Here is a 21,294-nt window from a genome sequence, read left to right as displayed (position 1 = left end):
GCCGGCCTGTGCCGGGCAACGGCTGAGGAGGTGCGCGGGGCTGCAGGCCGGGCCAGCGCTTGCAGTTTCGTCATCGGGGCGGTGGTCATGGTCTGGATTCTCTCTGCGGGCGATCGAGGCCCCTACTGTCCCGATTCTGCCGGCATTGCGCAAGCTGTGCCAGTCAATTGGTGCGATTAACGAAAAAAATCATCGTACCGGAAAAGAAACTGAATGCGCGTCGCAATGGTCCTGCGCGAGCGCGGCGCGCAGTTTGGGCAGGGATGGCTGTTTTCACGAGCCTTGCGGGCAGACGGCCTGCTGGCGTACCTGGCATCCCCGGCGCGTCCCTGAAGCGTGACGCACAGCGAGACGCAGACCGCGGCTATGCGCTTGCCTGGATATTGCGGGCCTTGATCAGCGCGGCCCAACGTATCTGCTCCGCCGCGATCAACCGGTCGAAGGCCGGCGCGTCGAGCGCCAGGATCTCCGCGTCGAGCCCGGCCAGCTTGCCACGCACGTCGGCCGTGGCCATGGCCTGCTGCAGCACCCCGCTCAGGTAGGCGATCACCTTGTCGGGGGTGCGCGCCGGCGCGGCCAGGCCATACCAGGAGCGTACCAGCACGCCGGGGTAGCCGGCCTCGGCAATGGTCGGCACCTCGGGGAGCGACTGGGTGCGCTGCCCGGCGTTGGCAGCCAGTGCCCGCACGCGCCCGGCCTTGATCAGCGGCAAGGCAATCGACTGCGACAACAAGGCGAAATGCAGCTGCCCCTGGCCCAGGTCCGGCACCGACGGCGGCTGGCCCTTGTAGCCGATATTGACCGCCTTGATGCCGGTGGCCTCGAAAAACAGCTCCTGCCCCAGGTGGATGGAGCTGCCGGTGCCGGGGTTTGGCACGTTGACGCGCCCCGGCCGTTCGCGCGCCCAGGCGACAAACTGTGCCAGCGTCCTGGCGGGCACCGAATCCGCCACCACGAATATGGACGGCACCGCGGCCACGGCGCCGATGGCGCGGAAGTTCCTGGCCCGGATCGGCGTCTGCGGATACAGGCTCTCGCTTACCGACAGCACCGGCGTGGCCGCCAGCAAGGTGTAGCCGTCCGGCTCGGCCCGCGACACGGCTTCCACGCCGATCCTGCCATCGGCACCGGGGCGGTTATCCACCAGGATGCGCTGCGGCATGGCCAGCGACATGCGATCAATGGCAGTGCGGATGGTGATGTCGACCACGCCGCCGGCCGGATATGGGACCACGGCGTGCACCACGCGGCCCGGGTAGCCAGCCGGCGGGGGTGGCACCGACGCGCGGGCCGCGCCGGGCAGCCATGCCGGCACGGACAGTCCCAGTGCCGCGGGTATTGTCGAAATGGTGAATTGTCTGCGGTTCATGCGGTCTCCATGCGTGTCACGGTCTTTGCCGTCGGTCTTTGCCATTTGAGCGGCTGCGGGATGGCGTCAGGCGCTGCTGGCCGCCAGGTACGGCCGCAGTGCCGCCAGTGCCTCGCGCGTCTGCCGCACCAGGCGGTCCATCACGGTTGCCACCGGTTCCACCTCACGCACCCAGGCCACGCTCTGGCCGGCTGCCTCGTACATCAGCGGCGCCACCGCGTGCTGTTCGACGGCCGCCAGCAGCCGCCCGGTGAGCGCCTGCTGGTATGGCATCTCCAGCGGGGCAGGCGCGCCCGGCTCCTCCCACGCGTCCGAGAACGCACTGCGCACCACGCGGCAAGGCTTGCCGCTATGCGCGCGCGTGATGACGGTGTCTTCGCTGCCGGCGGCGATCAGCTTGTCGGCCAGCGGGCCGGCCAGCTGTTGCTCGCAGGTGCCCAGCCACAGCGTGCCCAGCCATGCGCCTTGCGCACCCATGGCCAGCGACGCGGCAATCTGCGCCCCGGTGCCGACCCCGCCGGCGGCCAGCACCGGCCGCCCCTGCGCCGCGGCAATGATCTGCGGCACCAGGGTGAAGGTGCCGATCGGGCCGGTATGCCCCCCTGCGTCGTAGCCCTGTGCCACCAGGATATCGACGCCGGCCTCGATGGCCTTCTGCGCATGCCGTGCCGCGCCAACCAGAGCCATGGTGGTCTTGCCGGCCTTGCGCACGCGGGCCAGCGTGCCGGCCGGTGTCCCCACGCCCGCGGCAAAGACCTCGACGTTGCTCTGCGCCACCGCCTCGACCTGCTCTTCGAAGAGCGCTTGCGAGCGCACGTACAGCGAGAAGAAGTTGCCCTGCGTGGCTGGCGGCACCTCGAAGCGGGCAAACAGGCGGTCGATAAAGGCCTTGTGCCCGTCGGGCACCGCCGCCGCGACCGTGTCCGCTTCCACCGCGCCCGGCAAGGCGGTGGGCAACAGCAGGTCCACGCCGACCGGGCGGTCCGGGCACAGCCGGCGCAAGTCGCGCAGTTTGCCCGCCAGTTCGTCGGGGCCGTCCCGCGCGGCGGCGTAGACACCAAGCCCGCCCGCATTGGAGATGGCGGCGGCCACTTCGATGCTATGGGCCAGCCCGTACACGGGCCAGCGGATACCCAGCCGCCGGCACAGGGGATTGGTGAGCGGATCCTGCACTGCTGCGGGCTGCTGCGTTTGCTCAGGCGTGTGCGCCATCATGCGGCTCCGAACAGGTCGGGTTCCAGGTCCAGGCAGGGGTGGCGCGGCATCGCTGCCGCAGTCTTCATCAGGTAGCGCCCGATCAGGTTCTTGTGCACCTCGCTGGTCCCCTCGCCGATCTGGTTCATCTTGGCGTCGCGCATGAAGCGCTCCAGCGGATAGGCCTTCAGGTAGCCGTTGCCGCCAAGCAATTGCAGGCAGTCCACCACCACCTTCATGCACAGGTCCGTGCTGTGCATCTTGGCGATCGAGGCATGGATCGAGGTATCGGGGTCCTGGCGGTCGTAGCGCTGCGCGCAGGCATAGACCAGGCAGCGGGCTGCCTCGATGCGCGCGCCCATGTCCGCCAGCATCCACTGGACGCCCTGGTGCTCGCCCTCCGCGCGCCCGAATACCCGGCGCACATCCGCGTACTGGGCGGCGATCTGCAGCGCCCCGCTCATGCGGCCCAGCGCGATGGCGGCGTGGCCGATGCGCGCCCGCACCAGCGTATCCTGCGCCAGCGCCATCCCCTGCCCTTCTTCGCCCAGCCGGTTCCCGACCGGCACCACCACCTCGTCGAGGCAGACCTGGGCGATCGGGACGCCGTTCCAGCCCATCTTGGGAATGGTCGGCGACACCGAGACCCCGGCGCTGGCGCGCGGCACCAGGAAGGCGCTCATCCCCTTGCTGCCGGCCGGGCCGTCTGCCAGGCGCGCCACCACCACGTACATGTCGGCCACGCCCGCGCGGGTGATGAATTTCTTGGTGCCGTTCAGCACGTAGTGGCCGCCGTCGCGGCGCGCCGTGGCCTGCAGCCCGGCCAGGTCCGAGCCGGCACCGGGCTCGGTCAGCGCAAAGGCCGACTGCTGCGCGCCCGTTGCCAGCTTCGGCACCACCTCACTGCGCAGCGCATCCGAGCCGCCGGCGACGATCGGCCGCGACGACAGGTCTGTGCCGGTAACCAGCGACGCGGCCGTGCTGCATGCCCGCGCCAGTTCCTCGATGATGCGCACGCGCAGCAGCATCGACGCCTCGGTGCCGCCCAGGCTGCGCGGAAAGGCGGTGGCGATGACGCCCTCGTCCGCCAGCAGCCGGAACGTGTCCCAGGCGAATACGTCCTCGCGGCCGACCTGCTCGGCCTGCGGTCCGATCTGCTCCCGGACCAGGGCCTGGACCCGAGCCAGCATGTCGGCTTCCGGGGCTTGCAGTGAGACGAGCGGATGATGCTCGGCGTGAATTGGCATGCTGAATGTCTCCTTATGGTCTGGCCATCGGTCATGGCCGTGGCCTAGAGGGGACGATAGACCTGCCCACGGCACCGATCAATGCCTACAATGCATAGCAGAATTCCACTTCCGGCAAATCCAGACTGCCATCGATAAAGCCGCGCATATGCAAGACGAACTTACCCTGAAGGCACTTGGCATCTTTGTGGAGGTGGCTCGCACCGGTAGCGTCACCAGCGCGGCGGCACGGCTGGGACTGGCGCAGTCGGTGGTCAGCCGGCAGGTCGCGGCGCTGGAGCGGCTGATCGGTGGCGCCCTCTTCTATCGCAACGGGCGCGGCGTGGCGCTCACGTCGCTCGCCGGCCAGTTGCTGGGGCAGGCCGTGCCGCTGCTGGACGGCGCGACCGAGTTGCTGGATACCGCGCGCGGCCATGCCGGCCATGTCAGCGGCGTGGTCACCATCGGCCTGGTGCCGGCGGTGTCACCGGCGCTGTCCAGTGCATTGCTGGCCGAGATCGGCACGCGCTATCCCGGCATCCGCCTGCGGATCGTGGAGGGATATAGCGGCGATATCGAAGCCCGCCTGTCGCAAGGAGAGATCGATCTCGGCGTGGTCAACCGCTACCGCGCCGCCGGGCGCAACAGCTACCGGCGCCTGTTCGAGACTCCGCTGATGCTGGTCGGGCGCCGCGAGCGGCTGGCCGAACGTTGCCGCGAACTCGGTCTCGGGCCAGGCCCGCTGGCCACGCGGCAGCTGGCGCGCTTTCCGCTGGTGCTGCCGGTGCCGCCCAATGCCATCCGCACGCTGCTCGACGACCTGGCCACGCGGCAGAAATTCAGCCTGACGGTGGTGATGGATGCCGGCTCCTCGGTCGTGGTCAAGCGCATCATGGCCGATCACATGGCCTTCAGCGTGCTGCCTTATCACGCCGTGGCCGAGGAACTGGCCAGCGGCCTGATGGATGCGCGGCCGCTGGGCGAGCGCGCCATGCGCCAGTCGGTGGTGCTGGCGGCCAGCAGCCTGCGTCCGTTCACGCAGGCGGCACGCATGGTGGCGCAGTGCATCCCCGAGCTTGTGGAACGCTTCCTGGCGGACGGCACCTGGCGGAGATAATGCCCGCCGACCCCCGCCGGTTGTAAGATGCCCGTTCCAGCTCATCGACATCACGCCTGCGCGCGCCGGAGCCGGCAGGCGCGGTCACTTTAAGGAGACGCCCGCCCCATGAGCGAAGCGCTTTGTCTTGTCAGCGCCGCGGAACTGCAGCAACGCATCCGGCGCAAGGAAGTCTCGCCGGTGGAACTGACCGGTGCCGTGCTCGCGCGCGCCGAACGGCTGCAGCCGGTGCTGAACTGTTTTATCACGCTGTGCGCGGACCAGGCCATGGCCGCGGCGCGCGCGGCGGAAGCGGAAGTCATGTCCGGCCGGCCGCTGCCCCCGCTGCACGGTATCCCGTTCACGGTGAAGGACATCGTCAACACGGGCGGCGTGCGCACCACCTTTGGCGCCGTGCCGATGCGCGACAACGTGCCGGCCGAAGACGCCGTGGCGGTGGCGCGGCTGCGCGTACAGGGCGCCATCCTGGTCGGCAAGACCACCACACCGGAATTCGGCTCCAAGTGCCTGACCGATTCGCCCCTGTTCGGGCGCACCCGCAATGCCTGGCACGCCGGGCGCACCAGCGGCGGCTCAAGCGGCGGCGCCGCGGTGGCGGTGGCCAGCGGCATCGCGCCGCTGGCGGTGGCAACCGATGGCGGCGGCTCCACGCGCATTCCCGCCGCCTGCAACGGCGTCGTGGGCATCAAGCAGAGCCAGGGGGTGATTCCGCACAGCCAGGCGCAGGACCTGTTCGGCAACCAGACCTACGTGACGCCCACCACCCGCACGGTGGCCGACACCGGCCTGATGCTGCAGGCCATGGCCGGCGAGCATGCATGCGACCCGTGGTCGATCGGCATGCCAGCAGCAGACTACGTGGCCGCCGCACAGCCGCAGGGCGACCTGCGCGGTCGGCGCATCCTCTATTGCCTGGCGCCGCCGGGCCGCCCGGCATCGGCCGACGTGGCGCGCGCGTTCGAGGCCAGCCTCGACAAGCTGCGCGCGCTCGGCGCCGAGCTGGAGCCCTTCGGCGGCGAGGGGTTCGACGTGGAGCCGGTCTGGCGCGCCATCAACCACACGGTATGGCGCACGCGCTTTGCGCCGATCGTGGCGCAGCACCGCGATGCCCTGAGCCCGACCTTCGTGCGCCAGGTGGAATCCGCCGCTGCCTTCACCGCGGTGGAATACCAGCAGGCAATGTTCGAGCGCTCGCAGCTGTTCCTGCGCGTGCAGGCGTTGCTGGCTCGCGCCGACCTGCTGGTCATGCCCACCATCACGCGCACCGCATTGCCGCTGGAACAGGATCTTTTCGGCACGATCGACATCGACGGCCAGGATTATCCCAATGTGCGCGCGAACTGGTTCCCCTGGACCATGCCGTTCAATATGACGGGGCATCCGGCCATCAGCCTGCCCTGCGGCTTTGGCAACGACGGGCTGCCGATCGGGCTGCAGCTGGTCGGGCAGTTCCGCGTCGATGCCGCAATGCTGCGGGCGGCGGCCCTGTTCGAATCCGTGCATGACTTCACCGGCCAGTGGCCCGCCTTGCCCTGACCACCTCACAACATCGCTCCCTGACTGCCATGACTGATCAAGTCCGATTGACGCGCCGGCTGCTGGCCCTGACCGCCGTTGCTGCCGCCACCTTCGCCATGACCGCGCCGGCCGGCGCGGCCGATGCCGAACCGATGCATATCATCGTCGGCTACGCGCCCGGCGGTGCCGCCGACAGCCTGGCGCGCCTGTATGCCGAGCAACTGCGCCAGGACGGCCACGGCACGGTGATCGTGGAAAACCGCCCCGGTGCCTCCGCGCGCCTGGCGCTCGACTACGTGAAGCGCTCCAAGCCCGATGGCAAGACCGTGTTCATTGGTCCTTCGCCCCTGTTCACCATCTTTCCGCTGACTTACAAGAAGCTGTCCTACGACGCGGACAAGGACCTGGTGCCCGCGGCGGTGCTGACCGATGTGCCGACCGTGGTCGCGACCGGCGTGCATCAGCCCTACCAGAACATGAAGGAGTACGTGATCTGGGCCAGGCGCAACCCGGGCGGCGCCAGCCTGGGCCTGGCCACCATCGGCAGCGCCGGCCACCTGGGCACCGTGGCACTGGGCAAGATGGAAGGCATCGCGATCACGCCGGCGGCGTATCGGGGCGCGTCCCCGATGCTGGTGGATGTGATCAGCGGCAATGTGTCGATCGGCTGGGATGCCGTGGCCAGCATGATGCCGCTGTACAAGGGCGGCAAGCTGCGCTTCCTGGGCGTGAGCGGCACGCGCCGGGCCAAGGCACTGCCCGAAGTGCCCACCATGAAGGAACAGGGCTTCAGCCAGTATGACTACGCCACCAGCTGGTACGGCGTGTTCGTCCCGGCCGGCACCCAGCCGGACGTGGTGGCGCAGGTGGAAAAGATGTTCCTCGCCGCCTCGGCCAACGCCGCCACCGCGGCCAAGTTGGAAGCGCTTGGCCTGGAAGTGGTGGCGCGCCCCGGCCAGGAAGCCCGCCGCCGCATCCAGCTGGAGCGCGCCGCGTGGAAGCCGATCGTGGAGGCGACCGGATTCCAGGCCGAGGACTGAGCCCCGGCCCGGCCCTTCCCGGCCCTCAGGGCTTGGGTCGTACCGCGTCCGCGGTCCCCTGGATAAAGGCCTTGATCTTCTCGACGTCGTCGGGCGTCAGCTTGCCGGTGAAGTCCGGCATGCCGCGCGCCATTGCCGGCCCCTTGAAGACGACCTTGTCCAGGTTTTCGATAAACGCGGCATCGATATAGCCCAGGTTGGGGATATTGCCGCCGCGGTCCACGCCGGGCACGCCGTGGCACAGCACGCAATTGCTGACGTACAGGGCGGTGCCCTCCTTGCCCAGCGCGGGATCGTATTTCACGCCCTGCAGCAGCTTGCCGGCGCGGTATTCGGCAAAGGCGGGCAACGGCGCCTTGCCCCCGAGCGCGAAGGTGTAGACCGTGCCCGGCCCCTGCCGGTTGGTGGCGCGCTGGGCCTGCCCGTAAACGCCGCCCCAACCCACCGCGACCGATACATACTGCCCGCCGTCGAGCTCGAAACTGACCGGCGCCGCCACCACGCCGGTGCCAGTGGGCGACTCCCACAGCTTGTCGCCGCTGCGCGCGTCATAGGCGACAAAGCGGCCATCGGCGGTGCCCTGGAACACCAGGTTGCCGGCGGTGGTCAGCGTGCCGCCGTTCCACGGCGACACCTGTTCCTGCGTCCACGCGGCCTTCTGCTGCACAGGGTCCCAGGCGATCAGCCGGCCGAACGGCTTGCTCTTGGGCGGCTCGGCGTTCAGGAACTTGGCGGTGTTCCAGCCCACGTTGCCATGCGGCGTGCCAGGCTTGCCTTCATTGAAGTGCCAGGTCTTGTCGTCCATCAGGTTGATCGGCACGTTCTGCGCCGGCAGGTAGACCAGCCCGGTCTGCGGATTGAACGACATCGGATGCCAGTTGTGCGCGCCGTACGGGCCCGGGACCGAGTCATAGGGCTTGTCGGTGGCGCGTGCCTCGGGCCGCTCGATCGGGCGCCCGTTGGCGTCATAGCCGGTGGCCCAGTTCACGTCGACGAAATTCTTCGCCGAGATGAACTTGCCGTTGGTGCGGTCGATGACGAAGAAGAAGCCGTTCTTGGGCGCGTGCAGGATGACCTTGCGCATCTGCCCGTCGAGCTTCAGGTCGGCCAGGATCAGCGACTGCGTCGAGGTGTAGTCCCAGTTGTCGCCCGGGGTTTCCTGGTAGTGCCAGACGTATTTGCCGGTGTCGGGATCGAGCGCGACCACCGAGGCCAGGTAAAGGTTGTCGCCGCCGGCCGGGCTGCGCTTGCTGCGCGACCACGGCGAGCCATTGCCGGTGCCCACGTACATCAGGTTCAGTTCGGGGTCGAAGGCCAGTGAGTCCCACGCCGTGCCGCCGCCGCCCGCCTCCCAGTATTTGCCGCTGGGGTCCCAGGTCTTGGCTGCCGCCGCCATTGACTCGTCCTCGAACGGCCTGGACGGATCCCCCGGCACCGTGAACCAGCGCCACTTCTGCTCGCCGGTGCCGGCGTCGTAGGCGGTGATATAGCCGCGCACGCCAAATTCAGCGCCGCCATTGCCGATGATGACCTTGCCCTTGAATACGCGCGGCGCGCCGGTGATGGTGTACGAGTGCTTGCGGTCGATGATGGTGTCCTTCTCCCACAGCTTGCGGCCGCTGGCGGCATCCAGCGCAATCAGCCGGCCGTCGTAGGCCGCCACGAACACCTTGCCCTGGTACAGCGCCACGCCGCGGTTGACCACGTCGCAGCAGCCGCGATAGCCAAGCGAGCGGTCCACCTTGGGATCGAAGGTCCAGAGCCGCTTGCCGGTGCGCGCATCGACGGCATGCACCACGCTCCACGACGCGGTCACGTACATCACGCCGTCCACCACCAGCGGGGTCGCCTCCACGCCGCGGGTCGACTCAAGGTTGTAGGTCCATACCAGGCCCAGGTCGCGCACGTTGCCGGCATCGATCTGCCTGAGGCGGCTGAAGCGGGTCTCGGCGTAGTCCAGGCCGTGGCTGGGCCAGTCGCGGGCGGCCTGCTCGTTGCTGCGGATGAAACTGCCGTCGACCTTGACTGCGGCATTGCGCGGCGCCGCCGCGCCGGCGCCCGCGCCGTGCAGGCCGAGCGCCAGTGCCGCCACGGCCAGCCATAGCGCCCGGGCGCTGCGACCCGCCCGGGAACCCGCTGGATGGCGCGCCTGCCTTCCGATGTCGACGGCAGCCGTGTCCGTCGCCCGCATCAACGCATGGCTCATCTCGTCTCCTTGTGAGGCTTGTTATATGGACTGCGCCTACAAGGATGGTCTGTGCGCGCGCCGTTTACATACCGGGATTACCCGAAGTGACGGATGGTCCTTGCGCGGTAGCCGCCCGCCCTCACCCGCTTGAGTGAGGCCGCGGCCGGCGCAGCGCTAGTCGGCCTTGACGCCCAGTGTCTTCGCCAGCGGGATCCAGCGCGCGCGTTCGTCGCGGATGAATTTGCCAAAGGCATCGGCGCTGCCCGGCATGGGCTGCGCGCCGATGGCATGCAACTTCTCCTGCAAGTCCGGCCGCTGCAGTGCCGCATTGATGGCGCGGTTCAGCGCCGCCACGGGTTCGTCGGGCGTGCGCGCGGGCGCGACCACGCCGAACCACGCGCTGGCTTCCAGGCCGGGAAAGCCCAGCTCCTGCATGGTGGGCACGTCCGGCAGCAGCGGGAAGCGGCGGCTGTCCAGGATGGCCAGCGCATGCAGCTTGCCGCTCCTGGCTTGCTGCATCGACGAAGGCAAGGCATCGAACATGAAGTCGATGTTCTTGCCCAGCAGGCTGACGATGGCCGGGGCGCTGCCCGCGAACGGCACGTGCGTGACGCGCATGCCGAGCGACGATGCCGCATATTCGCCCGCCAGGTGGGTGATATTGCCGTTGCTGGCCGAGCCCATGCTCAGCTTGCCCGGGGCCTGCTTGCCCAGCGAGACCAGTTCTTGCACGGATTTCACCGGCAGGTCCTGGCGCGTCACCAGCAGCAGCGGCGACTTGCCCATGCCGGCCACCGGGCGGAAGTCCTTGACCGGGTCATAAGGCAGCTTGGCATAGAGCGCGCTGTTGATCACCAGCGGGGCATTGGAGCCGACCAGGAAGGTCTGGCCATCCGGCTCGGCGCGGGCCACGGTCTCGGCCGCGATGATGCCGCCGGCGCCGGCCTTGTTCTCGATCACGATCGACGTGCCCAGCGAGACGCTGGCCTGCTGTGCCACCAGGCGGGTGATCTGGTCGGCGGCGCCGCCGGGCGGATAGGGCACGACCAGGCGGATCGGCTGCGCGCGGGTCTGCGCGTGCAGCGGCATGGCCGCGACGCACAGCGCCATCGCGGCAAGGCAGGATATCGCCGCCGCTTTCGCGGCGGTTGGGCGGAACAGGTTGCTGGCTGGCATTTTGGTCTCCTCTGGTTATTGTCGTGATGTTCGTGGCCGTACCCGGCCCAGCGCTACAGCACGCCTGACTCGCGCAGCGCCGCGATGCGCGCCGCGTCGTAGCCCAGCCGATCGCGCAGGATGTCGTCGGTATGCTCGCCCAGCGTGGGCGCCGCGCGTTCGTAGCGGACCGGCGTTCCGGACAGGCGGATCGGGTTGGCCAGGCCGGGCGCCTGTACGCCGGCGCCATGAGGCAGCGACACCTGCATCTCGCGGTGGCGCACCTGCGGGTCCTCGAACACCTGCTCCATGTTGTAGATCGGCCCGCACGGCACGTTGGCCGCCTCCATGCGTTCCACCCAATCGGTCATGGTGCGGGCCAGCATGGCCTCGGCAACCTGGGGGATCAGCGCCTCGCGGTTGCGGTTGCGCTGTCCCGCGCTGGCGAAGCGCTCGTCGCGCCCCAGCTCGGGCCGCCCGATCACTTCGCAGAAGGCGCGGTACTGGCTGTCGTTGCCCACCGCGACGATGACGTCCCCCTCCTTGCAGCGGAATACCTGGTACGGGACCATGTTGGAGTGCGCATTGCCCATGCGCTGCGGGACCTTGCCCGACAGGAAGTAGTTGATGGCCTGGTAGGAGTTGATGGTGACCACGCAGTCCAGCAGCGCCATGTCGATGTACTGCCCCGCCCCGCTGACGTGGCGGTGCTCCAGCGCGGCCAGGATCGCGGTGGTGGCGTACATGCCTGTCAGCAGGTCGGTGATCGCAATGCCGGACTTGACCGGCCCGCCGCCCGGTTCGCCGTCGGGCATGCCCGTGATGCTCATCAGCCCGCCCATGCCCTGGAACACGAAGTCGTAGCCCGGCAGCGCCGCGTACGGACCGCTCTGGCCGAAGCCGGTGATCGAGCAGTACACCAGCCGGGGGTTGAGCGCGCACAGGTCCTCATAACCCAGGCCGTAGCGCCCCAGCGTGCCGACCTTGTAGTTCTCGACCACCACGTCTGCCTGTCGTGCCAGTTCGCGGATGATGTCCTGCCCGGCGGGCGTGGCGATGTCCACGGTCACCGAGCGCTTGCCGCGGTTGGCGCTGAGGAAGTAGGACGAGTCGCGCGTCTCTTGCCCGGCGGCATCGCGCAGGAACGGGGGGCCCCAGGCGCGGGTGTCGTCGCCGGCGCCGGGGCGCTCGATCTTGATCACCTCGGCGCCCATGTCGGCCAGGTTCTGGGTGGCCCATGGCCCGGCCAGCACGCGGGTCAGGTCCAGCACCTTCAGGTGTTCGAGGGCTTGCTTCATGCGTCTCCTTGGTCTGTTCTTCTGCGGCGCGCCAGTGCGGGGCCAGCATCACAGGTTAGGAGCGCGGGGTCGGCAGGTCCAATATTCATTTGTTGGCGACTGATATCCAGCGGATATTGCCTGTGCGGAAATGAATATTGGACGGCGGGCGCGCGCGTCGCTTAGCCTTGGCGCCAGGACAGCATCCGAAGATCAGACTGGAGACATCGCCATGAGCAACTTCCTTCTCTACGAGCAGCAGGACCATATCGTCACCCTGACGATGAACGAACCCGAGCGCCGCAACCCGCTGACCGGCAATACCGCCGTGGCGGAGTTCCTGGCCGCGATCGAGCGTATCCACGGCGACCGCAGCGTGCGCGCGGTGGTCATCACCGGCGCGGGCACGGCGTTCTCGTCCGGCGGCAATATCAAGGACATGGAGCGCCAGGCTTCCGGCGCAGTGCCGGGCATGGAGATCCGGCAGGACTACCGCTGCGGCATCCAGCGGCTGCCGCTGGCGCTGTTCAACCTGGAAGTGCCGGTGATCGCCGCGGTCAACGGCGCGGCCATCGGCGCGGGGCTGGACCTGGCCTGCATGTGCGATATCCGCATTGCGTCGGAACGCGCGCAGTTTGCCGAGTCCTTCGTCAAGCTGGGCATCATCCCCGGCGACGGCGGCGCGTGGCTGCTGCCGCGCGTGATCGGCCTGTCGCGGGCGGCCGAAATGACCTTCACCGGCCAGCCGATCGATGCGAAGCTGGCGCTGGAATGGAACCTGGTGTCGCGCGTGGTCGCGCCCGAGGCGCTGCTGCCCACGGCTTATGAGCTGGCCGGCCGCATCGCCGCCAACCCGCCGCATGCCGTGCGCCTGGCCAAGCGCCTGATGCGCGAGGCCATGCATACCCGACTGGATACGCTGCTGGAGCTGTCCGCCGGCTTCCAGGCGCTGTCGCACCAGACTGCCGACCACCGCGAGGCGGTGCAGGCGTTCCTGGACAAGCGCACGCCAGTGTTTACGGGGTAATGTACGGAACAACCACATGGGTAACAAACAAGTTCACTCACATGGGTAACACTTTGAGACTTAGATAGCGCTTTCGGCCCTGACTGGCCGCGCCGGTCGTTCGATGTCGGGCACGATGACGCAGTGCCCGACGTCGCATAGCGAAAGAGCGACCCGCTTGCGGCGGTCACACCTGCCCGAGCCCGCCGTCCACGAACAATTCGATGCCTGGAACGTAGTGCCGTTCCGGCGCCCGCGCGGCCTGCGGTTCGGGCCCAACGGGCATCTGTACTGCGTGGCGCGGGACGCGGTGGTCGCGTTCGATTACGACTCGGGGTACTGCTTCGGCGCGGTCGTTCATCATCCGCGGCTGAACGGCCAGGCGGTCGAGTTCTTCGGAATAGCGCAGGTTTGAACGAGGAGAAGCAGCACATGGATCGACTCGCGGCAATGGAAACGTACGTCAGCGTCGTGGAAGCCGGTTCTTTCTCGGCGGCCGGGAAGCGGATGGATCTCGGTCAGCCCGCGATTTCCAAATCGATCGCCCAACTCGAGGAGCGCCTCGGCGTGCGCCTGCTGGTGCGCTCGACGCGCGGGCTGACGATGACTGACGCCGGCCAGCGCTTCTACGACCATGCGAAGCTGGCGATCCGCGAGGCCGACGAGGCCGAGCAGGTCGTCCGCCACGCGTCCGCGAGCCTGTCCGGCAAGCTGCGCGTGAGCGCGGCCGTGTCGTTCACCTGCCTGCACGTGCTACCGCGGCTCGATACCTTCCTGAACCGCCATCCGGATCTGGAAATCGACCTCGCGCTCGATGACCGCAACATCGATCTGCTCGAAGAGGGCACCGACGTGGCGTTGCGGATGGGCACGCTGATCGACTCGTCGATGACGGCGCGCCGCATTGCGCGCAGCCCGCGGCTCGTCGTCGGCACGCCGGAATACTTCGCGCGTGCCGGCGTGCCGAAGGCGCCGGCCGACCTGATTCGCCATCAGGCGATCGTTTATTCGCAGCGCGGCGGCGGCCAAGCGTGGTCGTTCAGCAAGAGCGGCTCCGAGGTCGCGGTGGCCGTGTCGGGCCGGCTGCGCGTGAGCGCGGCCGAGGGCATGCGGACCGCTGTGCTCGGCAGCATGGGCCTGGCGGTCGCGTCGCGCTGGATGTTTTCGCCGGAACTGGAGTCAGGGCGCGTGCAGGCCGTGCTCACCGACTGGCAGTTGCCGCCGATCGATCTGTGGGCCGTGTTTCCGGCCGGCCGGCTCGTGACGGCGAGGGCACGCGCGTTCGTCGAGTTCGTCGAACAGGCGCTCGCGGACGGTGAACGCACGCCGGCTGCCTGAATACCGCTCAGGAAGCTCACGAGCGCGGCCTTCGCGGAAACCGCGCCACTTGCATCGGCGCGGCCCCGGCGCCGATCAGGTGTTGGCGACCTTTTCGAGGACCGGGAACATTTCCGACGGATCCGGACGATGCGTGTAGTCGGGGTTGACTTCGGAATACAGCACGATGCCGTCCTGGCCGATCACGTAGCGCGCGGGCATAGGCAGCGTCCAGCTCGGATCGTCGTTGAACGCGGGCAGGTCGTTCCTGAGCATCTTGTACAGGTCGACCAGGTAGTCGGGCAGGCTGAAGCGCAGTCCGAATGCGGCACCCGTCTCGCCCCGTGCGTCGTTCAGCACCGGAAAGCCCAGCTTGTTCGTACGCACCGACTTGCGACTGTTGACGGCCGTCTGCGGCGAGATCGCGACCACGTTCGCACCAAGCGCCTGGATCTGCGGCAGCGCTTCGTTCATCGCCTGGAGTTCGAGGTTGCAATACGGGCACCAGACGCCGCGATAGAACGTGACGACGAGCGGCCCCTTCGCGAGCAGGTCGGCCGACGACACTTCGTTGCCGTCCTGATCCTTGAGACGGAATTGCGGTGCGCGGTCGCCGGCCTTGATTGCGCGCGCGGCCTGGCCGCTGGCGACGAGTTCGGCGGTCGCGCGCTCCATGATCGGGTGGATTTCGGGAGGCGCGTTGTACGGCGGCTTGCCCGCCTTGAAGTCGGCCTTGAATGCGTCGAGTTTGTCCTGGAGCGACATGGCGAATCTCCTTGAGGTAAGTGGAAGTCCGTGTTTCCTGGCAGGCGAGCGATCGGCTCGTCGTGGAACCCATCTTCCGTGAACCCCTGTCGCGCCGGTAGCCGGCACCGGCGAATAACTCCCATTCCGTAGAGGCATGGCGAAGCGGCGTGCTCGCGACGGTTTGCCGTTGTCGGATGCCAGCGCCCGCCATCCCGCATCGTGCCGCTCAGCCGGCCACGCCCAGCGCCCCCTCAACATTGCGCACCAGGCTTACCAGCCGCGGCCCGATATCCTCCTCCAGCTGCTTGCTCTGCTGGCTGAACACCGGCACCGACGCCGCGAAGATCCATGCCTCGCCGTCGCGGCGGGTGCGCATCGGCACGGCAATCGATTCCACTTCGCGGTGCAGGTCGCGGTGGCCACGGCAGAAACCATAGTCTTGCAGGTCGCGGGCGGCATCGGCCAGGCGCTGCTGCAGCCAGTCGGCGCGCTGCGGATCGGCGGCGCGGAGCTGGGCGAGATACGCCTCGCGCTCGGCGTCGGTCATCAGCATCAGGTAGCCGCGTCCGGAGCCCGTGCGCGAGACCGACACGCGCGTGCCGACCTCGGGCCGGAACACATGGCTGCCCACGCCCTGGGCGATCTCCACATAGGTCAGCGCATTGCCGCTGCCGACGATCAGCTCGACCTGCCCGGCGATATGGTCGGCCAGCTGCTGCATGGCCGGCCGAGCCAGCTGGCGGATCGTCATGCGCGCCAGCGCGGGCGCGGCCAGGTTGATGAGCCCCACCCCGGGTACGTAGCGCGACAGGCGCTCCGAGTAGTGCAGCAGGCCCAGTTCGCACAGGGTGTCGAGCAGCCGGAACAGGGTTGGCTTGGTCAGACCGGTGCGCTCCATCAGCTCGCGGCTGCTCAACTCCTGCACTGTCGGGGAAAAGCAGTTGAGGATCGAAATGCCCCGCGCCAGCGCGCTGACAAGGCGCGCCTCGCCGTCGGCATCGGCGGGCGGCGGGGCCAGGGAAGCGTGTGAAGCATTCGTCATGTTATTGCCTTGATTTAAGGTTTTTTGATACGCGAGTCTCAAAACCCGGATGTTGCCCTTCGTTTTTTCCAAAGTCAAACCTGGCTTTTTGGGTTTACATGAGGCTTTTCCGAAGCCAGAATCCCAATTCATCGTATTAGACGAGCACTTTTCGGTACGGTCGTCTCAATATCCCAGCCATGACTCGCAACGCTCAGCTTCTTCAGGAGACACCCCATGCAACAAGCCGTCATCGTCGACGCCATCCGCAGCCCGATGGGCCGCTCCAAGCCCGGTTCGGCCTTTACCGAACTCCATGCCACCGAGCTGCTGGCGCAGGTGCTCAAAGGGCTGGTCGAACGCAACAAGCTGGACCCGGGCCTGGTCGACGACGTGATCACCGGCTGCGTGACGCAGGCGGGCGAGCAATCCGCCGGCCCTGGCCGCGTGGCGTGGCTGGCGGCAGGCCTTCCCGAGCACGTGCCGGCCACCACCATCGACCGTAAGTGCGGCTCCAGCCAGCAGGCGGTGCACTTTGCCGCGCAGGGCATCATGGCGGGCGCCTACGACATCGTCATCGCCTGCGGTATCGAGTCGATGAGCCGCGTGCCGATGGGCTCGGCGCGTATCGGCCAGAACCCATACGGCCCGTCGATGGAAGCGCGCTACGCGCCCGGCCTGGTGTCGCAGGGCGTGGCGGCTGAACTGGTCGCGGCCAAGTACGAACTGTCGCGCAACGACATGGACAGCTATTCGGCCCGCTCGCACGAGCTGGCCGCCGCCGCGCGCGAAAGCGGCGCCTTCCGCCGCGAGATCCTGGGCATCAGCACGCCCAATGGCGTGGTCGAGCACGATGAGACCATCCGCCCGGGTACGTCGGTGGAGAAGCTGGGCACGCTGCAGGCCTCGTTCCGCAATGACGAGCTCAGCGCGCGCTTCCCGCAGATCGGCTGGAACGTGACCGCGGGCAATGCCTCGCAGATCAGCGACGGCGCCGCTGCCATGCTGCTGATGAGCGAATCCATGGCGCAGCGCCTGGGCCTGAAGCCGCGCGCGCGCTTCGTGGCGTTCGATGTCTGCGGCGACGATCCGATCGCGATGCTGACCGCCCCGATCCCCGCCAGCCAGCGCGCCATCAAGAAGAGCGGCCTGAAGCTCGAGCAGATCGACCACTACGAAATCAACGAAGCCTTTGCCTGCGTGCCGCTGGCCTGGCAGCGCGCACTCGGCGCCGACCCGGCGCGCCTGAACCCGCGCGGCGGCGCGATTGCGCTGGGCCATCCGCTGGGCGCCTCCGGCGTGCGGCTTATGACCACCATGCTGCATGCGCTGGAAGACAGCGGCCAGCGCTATGGCCTGCAGTCGATGTGCGAAGCCGGCGGCATGGCCAACGCCACCATCATCGAGCGCCTGTGAGCGGCGCCCCCCTACCGAACAACGCATCCAATCTAGGAGACACAGCATGAAACTGACCAATATGTCCGCCGTCGTGACCGGCGGTGCTTCCGGCCTGGGCCTGGCCTGCGTGCGGCGCCTGGTGGAACGCGGCGTCGACGTCGTGATCGCCGACCTGTCTGAAGAGCGCGGCAACGCCGCCGTCGACGAGTTCGGCGGCAAGGTCCGCTTCCTGAAGGCCGACGTGACCGACACCGACCAGATGAACGCCGTCTACGACGCCGCCGAAGCCATTGCCCCGCTGCGCGCGCTGATCCATTGCGCCGGCCTGGGCGGTCCGGTGCGCGTGGTCGAGAAGGACGGCACACCGGGTTCGCTGGAAAAGTACGAGTCGATTGTGCGCATCAACCTGATCGGCACCTTCAACGCACTGCGCCTGGGTGCCGCGCGCATGGCCAAGAACGAGCTGATCGACGGCGAGCGTGGCGCCTGCGTGCTGACCGCATCGGTGGCCGCCTACGAAGGCCAGATCGGGCAGATTCCTTACGCATCGGCCAAGGCCGGCATCGTTGGCATGACGCTGGTGGCCGCGCGCGACCTGGCGCAGCGCGCGATCCGCGTCTGCACCATTGCCCCGGGGCTGTTCGACACCCCGCTGCTGGCCAAGCTGCCCGACAACGTGCGTGCCTCGCTCGGCGCCATGGTGCCGCACCCGGCGCGACTGGGTGCGCCGGATGAATACGCGTCGACCGCGCTGCACATCCTGGAGAACCCCATGCTCAATGGCGAAACCATCCGCCTGGACGGCGCCATACGCATGGCGCCGCGCTGAGCCGCCGGCCACACCGATATCGACTGCTGACAAGGAAACGCACATGAGCGACACGCTGCAACTCGAAACCCGCGGCAATACGCTGCTGATCACCATGAACCGGCCCCAGGCGAAGAACGCCATGGACTTCGAGACCGCGACGGCGCTGGCCGCCGCCATCGACCAGCTGGAAAGCCGAGACGACCTGAGCGTGGCCATCCTGACCGGCGCGGGCGGCACCTTCTGCTCGGGCATGGACCTGAAGGGTTTCCTGGAAGGCAAGCGTCCCAGCCTGCCCGGCCGCGGCTTCGGCGGGCTGACCGAGAAGCCGCCGCGCAAGGTGCTGATCGCCGCAGTGGAAGGCTATGCGCTGGCAGGCGGCTTCGAACTGGCACTGGCCTGCGACCTGATCGTGTCGTCCAGGGCGGCCAAGTTCGGCCTGCCTGAAGTCAAGCGCGGCCTGGTGGCGGGCGCCGGCGGCCTGATGCGCCTGCCGCGCCGGGTGCCGTACCACATCGCCATGGAATACGCACTGACCGGCAATATGCTGGGCGCCGAACAGGCCCACGCCTATGGCCTGATCAACCGCCTGACCGAACCGGGCCAGGCGCTCGATGGCGCGCTGGCGCTGGCCGACGAGATCGGTGCCAACGGCCCGCTGGCGGTTGCGGTCAGCAAGCAGATCGTGGCCGAGTCCGCCGACTGGAGCGCCGAGGAAATGTTCGAGCGCCAGCGCCCGCTGCTGGCGCCGGTGTTCACCTCGGCCGATGCCCGCGAGGGTGCCGCCGCGTTCGCCGAGAAGCGCAAGCCGGTATGGACGGGCAAGTAATAGCCCACGCCAGGCGGAGGGCATCGATGTCATCCGCCGCGCATTAGAGAACGGCCGGCCGCAAGCCGGTCCAAAGTCAGCCTGGACTAGCAGAGTGCCGGGCCGCCTTTGCCAAAACGGAAGGCTGCCCGGCCCAATGCCAAATTGACACGGTCGGGCCTGCGGCATACGCTCGCCCTACCCTGCGGTATATTCAGCGCTCGCTTAAATACAAGGACATTCAATACATAGAAAGCGCCCCGGGGCTCACAACAATAACGACATCGACGAGACCAAACCGTGACTACCCTCACCGCGCCTTCGCGCTACGCAGGCCTGCGCCCGGCCTTGCCGATCCTGATCGGCGCTTCCGTGATGCTCAGCCTGGCCATGGGCCTGCGCCAGAGCCTTGGCATCTTCATGCCGCCGCTGACGCGCGACCTCGGCATCTCGGTATCGGATTTCACCATCACCATTGCCGTGCAGAACCTGGCCTGGGGCCTGCTGCAGCCGCTGGCTGGCGCCTGGGCCACCCGGATCGGCTTCCGGCCGCTGATGCTGGCCGGATCGCTGCTGTACGTGACCGGGCTGGTGCTGCTGGCAACTGCACACAGCCTGGTGGGCGTCACGCTGGGCGCGGGCGTGGCCATCGGCGCGTCGATGGCCTGCACCGGCAGCGCCCTGGCGATGGCGGTGGCGGCGCGGCCGGTGTCCGCGGCGCTGCGCAGCACGGTGCTGGGGCTGGTGTCCGGCGCCGGATCTCTGGGCGCGCTACTGGCGGCGCCGATCGGGCAGATGGTGACGCAGGCCTACGGCTGGCGCACCGGGCTGGCCGCATTCGTGGTGCTGGCGCTGGTGATGCTACCCGCAGCGTGGTTTGCCGGGCGCGTGGACCGGATGCCGCTGGTGTTGCCCGCGGGGCGCGGCCAGGACAGCGCGCGCGAAGCGCTGGGCACCGCGCTGCGGCATGCGCCGTTCGTGGTGATGGCACTGGCCTATTTCGTCTGCGGCATGCAGCTGGTGTTCCTGACCACGCACCTGCCGTCGTATCTCGACGTATGCGGCATGGACCCGATGCTTAGCGCCCAGGCGCTGGGCGTGATCGGCGGCTTCAACGTGCTGGGCAGCATCTTCTTCGGGTGGGCCGGCGGCCGCTTCAACAAGCTGATGCTGCTGGGGGGCATCTATACGATTCGCTCGCTGGCGCTGACCTGGTACTTCTCGTCGGCGCCCACGCCGCAGAGCACATTGGTGTTTGCCGCGGTGATGGGCTTCCTGTGGCTGGGCGTAGCGCCGCTGGTATCGGGCTGGATCGCCGAGACCTTCGGGCTGCGCTGGCAGGCGATGCTGGGCGGCGTGGCGTTCTTCAGTCACCAGATCGGTAGCTTTGTCGGTGCCTTTGGCGGCGGGGTGGTTTATGACGCGCTCGGTTCCTATACCGTGGCCTGGCAGGTCGGCGTGGCGCTGGGGCTGGCTGCCGGGCTGGCGCAGATTGCCTTTGCGGTGGCTACGCGGCGGCGGCCGCCGCTGATGGCTACTTCCTGAAGGGCTGAGTAGTGGGTTGGTGCGGTGCGGCTGGTTGTGGTTCTTGGTGTGGGCTGTTTCGCCGGCGTAGCCGGCGGGGCTTCTTGCTCGTTGGCTTGCTTGGTTATGTAGGTCGGGTTCGANGATTAACCGCCTGGTTCCGCCCTGCTGGGCGGGTCACTTTTTGTCCGAGCGACAAAAAGTAACCAAAAAACGCGTCGCCTCAGGCGGCTGGCCATCAATTTGGTGGTGGGGGTGGTTCGGGCGGTGGTGCTTGCCGTTTGGCGTGGTTGCCCGTTCGGGGGGCCTGCTACGCACCCTGTCTGTGCCCACATCGACGGACTATTGGACGAACCCGACTTTAGGCGGTTGGCAGCCTGCTAACCACCGCGTCGGTCGGACGCCTTCGGCTGCGCTTCGCGCCGGCCCTAACGTGGCAGGCGGACGGCCACGTCCTATGGGGGGTGTCAGGATTTTTGTGTGCAAGGCTAAAGGCCTGCCTGCCGGGCAGGCTGCGCGGCAGGCAGGCCTTTGATCCTATCTCAGTGATGGGGTTGTGTGAAGCGATCCTCGTAGAGGAT

Annotated in this window: 18 protein-coding genes; 10 read left to right on the top strand and 8 right to left on the bottom strand. The window is 68.1% G+C overall.

What is annotated here, in order from left to right:
• Window positions 1-364: 364 nt before the first annotated feature.
• From DN412_RS33995 to DN412_RS33985, 3 genes are all read right to left on the bottom strand, one after another.
• Entirely contained in the window at window positions 365-1,369 is a 1,005-nt protein-coding gene (locus DN412_RS33995) for a Bug family tripartite tricarboxylate transporter substrate binding protein (RefSeq protein ID WP_115215601.1), read from the bottom strand.
• A 66-nt stretch (window positions 1,370-1,435) separates the two neighbouring features.
• Entirely contained in the window at window positions 1,436-2,584 is a 1,149-nt protein-coding gene (locus DN412_RS33990) for an NAD(P)H-dependent flavin oxidoreductase (RefSeq protein WP_244222902.1), read from the bottom strand.
• Complete coding sequence (locus DN412_RS33985; protein WP_115215599.1) at window positions 2,581-3,810, bottom strand: acyl-CoA dehydrogenase family protein; 1,230 nt, start codon at window positions 3,808-3,810, stop codon at window positions 2,581-2,583. The genes DN412_RS33990 and DN412_RS33985 overlap by 4 nt, the downstream gene beginning before the upstream one ends.
• 148 nt (window positions 3,811-3,958) lie before the next feature.
• Here DN412_RS33985 and DN412_RS33980 point away from each other — a divergent pair, with 148 nt between their 5' ends.
• The 3 genes from DN412_RS33980 to DN412_RS33970 all read left to right on the top strand — a co-directional run bounded on the left by DN412_RS33980 (window position 3,959) and on the right by DN412_RS33970 (window position 7,464).
• The gene (locus tag DN412_RS33980; RefSeq protein WP_078196477.1) at window positions 3,959-4,906 is read left to right on the top strand and encodes a LysR family transcriptional regulator; all 948 of its coding nucleotides are present in this window, start codon (window positions 3,959-3,961) and stop codon (window positions 4,904-4,906) included.
• Window positions 4,907-5,014: 108 nt separating this feature from the next.
• Window positions 5,015-6,442: an amidase gene (locus tag DN412_RS33975; protein WP_115215597.1), complete on the top strand. Its 1,428-nt coding sequence runs from the start codon at window positions 5,015-5,017 to the stop codon at window positions 6,440-6,442.
• 98 nt (window positions 6,443-6,540) lie between these two features.
• A complete protein-coding gene (locus DN412_RS33970) occupies window positions 6,541-7,464 on the top strand; it encodes a Bug family tripartite tricarboxylate transporter substrate binding protein (RefSeq protein ID WP_244222904.1) in 924 nt (307 codons plus the stop codon).
• Window positions 7,465-7,489: 25 nt separating this feature from the next.
• On the opposite strand, the gene DN412_RS33965 is transcribed toward DN412_RS33970, so the two are convergent.
• The 3 genes from DN412_RS33965 to DN412_RS33955 all read right to left on the bottom strand — a co-directional run bounded on the left by DN412_RS33965 (window position 7,490) and on the right by DN412_RS33955 (window position 12,105).
• Entirely contained in the window at window positions 7,490-9,670 is a 2,181-nt protein-coding gene (locus tag DN412_RS33965) for a PQQ-dependent dehydrogenase, methanol/ethanol family (RefSeq protein ID WP_115215596.1), read from the bottom strand.
• 156 nt (window positions 9,671-9,826) lie between these two features.
• A complete protein-coding gene (locus DN412_RS33960) occupies window positions 9,827-10,813 on the bottom strand; it encodes a Bug family tripartite tricarboxylate transporter substrate binding protein (RefSeq protein ID WP_425267469.1) in 987 nt (328 codons plus the stop codon).
• A gap of 68 nt (window positions 10,814-10,881) precedes the next feature.
• Complete coding sequence (locus tag DN412_RS33955) at window positions 10,882-12,105, bottom strand: CaiB/BaiF CoA transferase family protein (RefSeq protein WP_115215595.1); 1,224 nt, start codon at window positions 12,103-12,105, stop codon at window positions 10,882-10,884.
• Window positions 12,106-12,316: 211 nt separating this feature from the next.
• On the opposite strand from DN412_RS33955, the gene DN412_RS33950 reads away from it, so the two are divergent.
• From DN412_RS33950 to DN412_RS33940, 3 genes are all read left to right on the top strand, one after another.
• On the top strand, window positions 12,317-13,111 hold the full coding sequence (locus DN412_RS33950; protein ID WP_115215594.1) for a crotonase/enoyl-CoA hydratase family protein: 795 nt from the start codon (window positions 12,317-12,319) through the stop codon (window positions 13,109-13,111).
• Between the two features lie 157 nt (window positions 13,112-13,268).
• On the top strand, window positions 13,269-13,505 hold the full coding sequence (locus DN412_RS33945; RefSeq protein WP_133303119.1) for a hypothetical protein: 237 nt from the start codon (window positions 13,269-13,271) through the stop codon (window positions 13,503-13,505).
• Window positions 13,506-13,522: 17 nt separating this feature from the next.
• Window positions 13,523-14,428 carry a LysR family transcriptional regulator gene (locus tag DN412_RS33940; RefSeq protein ID WP_115215592.1) on the top strand — a complete coding sequence of 302 codons (906 nt, stop codon included), beginning with the start codon at window positions 13,523-13,525 and terminating at the stop codon, window positions 14,426-14,428.
• Between the two features lie 75 nt (window positions 14,429-14,503).
• On the opposite strand, the gene DN412_RS33935 is transcribed toward DN412_RS33940, so the two are convergent.
• Both DN412_RS33935 and DN412_RS33930 read right to left on the bottom strand, forming a co-directional pair.
• Complete coding sequence (locus DN412_RS33935) at window positions 14,504-15,172, bottom strand: peroxiredoxin-like family protein (protein ID WP_115215591.1); 669 nt, start codon at window positions 15,170-15,172, stop codon at window positions 14,504-14,506.
• Window positions 15,173-15,380: 208 nt separating this feature from the next.
• Window positions 15,381-16,196, bottom strand: a complete 816-nt coding sequence (locus tag DN412_RS33930; protein ID WP_115215590.1) for an IclR family transcriptional regulator — start codon at window positions 16,194-16,196, stop codon at window positions 15,381-15,383.
• A 216-nt stretch (window positions 16,197-16,412) separates the two neighbouring features.
• Here DN412_RS33930 and DN412_RS33925 point away from each other — a divergent pair, with 216 nt between their 5' ends.
• The 4 genes from DN412_RS33925 (at window position 16,413) to DN412_RS33910 (ending at window position 20,734) form a co-directional block, all read left to right on the top strand.
• Window positions 16,413-17,591, top strand: coding sequence for a thiolase family protein (locus DN412_RS33925; protein ID WP_115215589.1), 1,179 nt, complete (start codon window positions 16,413-16,415; stop codon window positions 17,589-17,591).
• 46 nt (window positions 17,592-17,637) lie between these two features.
• Window positions 17,638-18,402 carry an SDR family NAD(P)-dependent oxidoreductase gene (locus DN412_RS33920; protein ID WP_115215588.1) on the top strand — a complete coding sequence of 255 codons (765 nt, stop codon included), beginning with the start codon at window positions 17,638-17,640 and terminating at the stop codon, window positions 18,400-18,402.
• 43 nt (window positions 18,403-18,445) lie between these two features.
• Window positions 18,446-19,210, top strand: coding sequence for a crotonase/enoyl-CoA hydratase family protein (locus DN412_RS33915; protein WP_078196485.1), 765 nt, complete (start codon window positions 18,446-18,448; stop codon window positions 19,208-19,210).
• A 354-nt stretch (window positions 19,211-19,564) separates the two neighbouring features.
• Complete coding sequence (locus DN412_RS33910; protein WP_425267468.1) at window positions 19,565-20,734, top strand: MFS transporter; 1,170 nt, start codon at window positions 19,565-19,567, stop codon at window positions 20,732-20,734.
• The last annotated feature ends 560 nt before the right edge of the window (window positions 20,735-21,294 follow it).

The sequence above is a fragment of the Cupriavidus lacunae genome (assembly GCF_003353055.1).
Lineage (GTDB): Bacteria > Pseudomonadota > Gammaproteobacteria > Burkholderiales > Burkholderiaceae > Cupriavidus > Cupriavidus lacunae.
The sequence above is the reverse complement of the archived record's forward strand: the minus strand, read 5'-3'. Positions and strand labels throughout refer to the sequence as shown.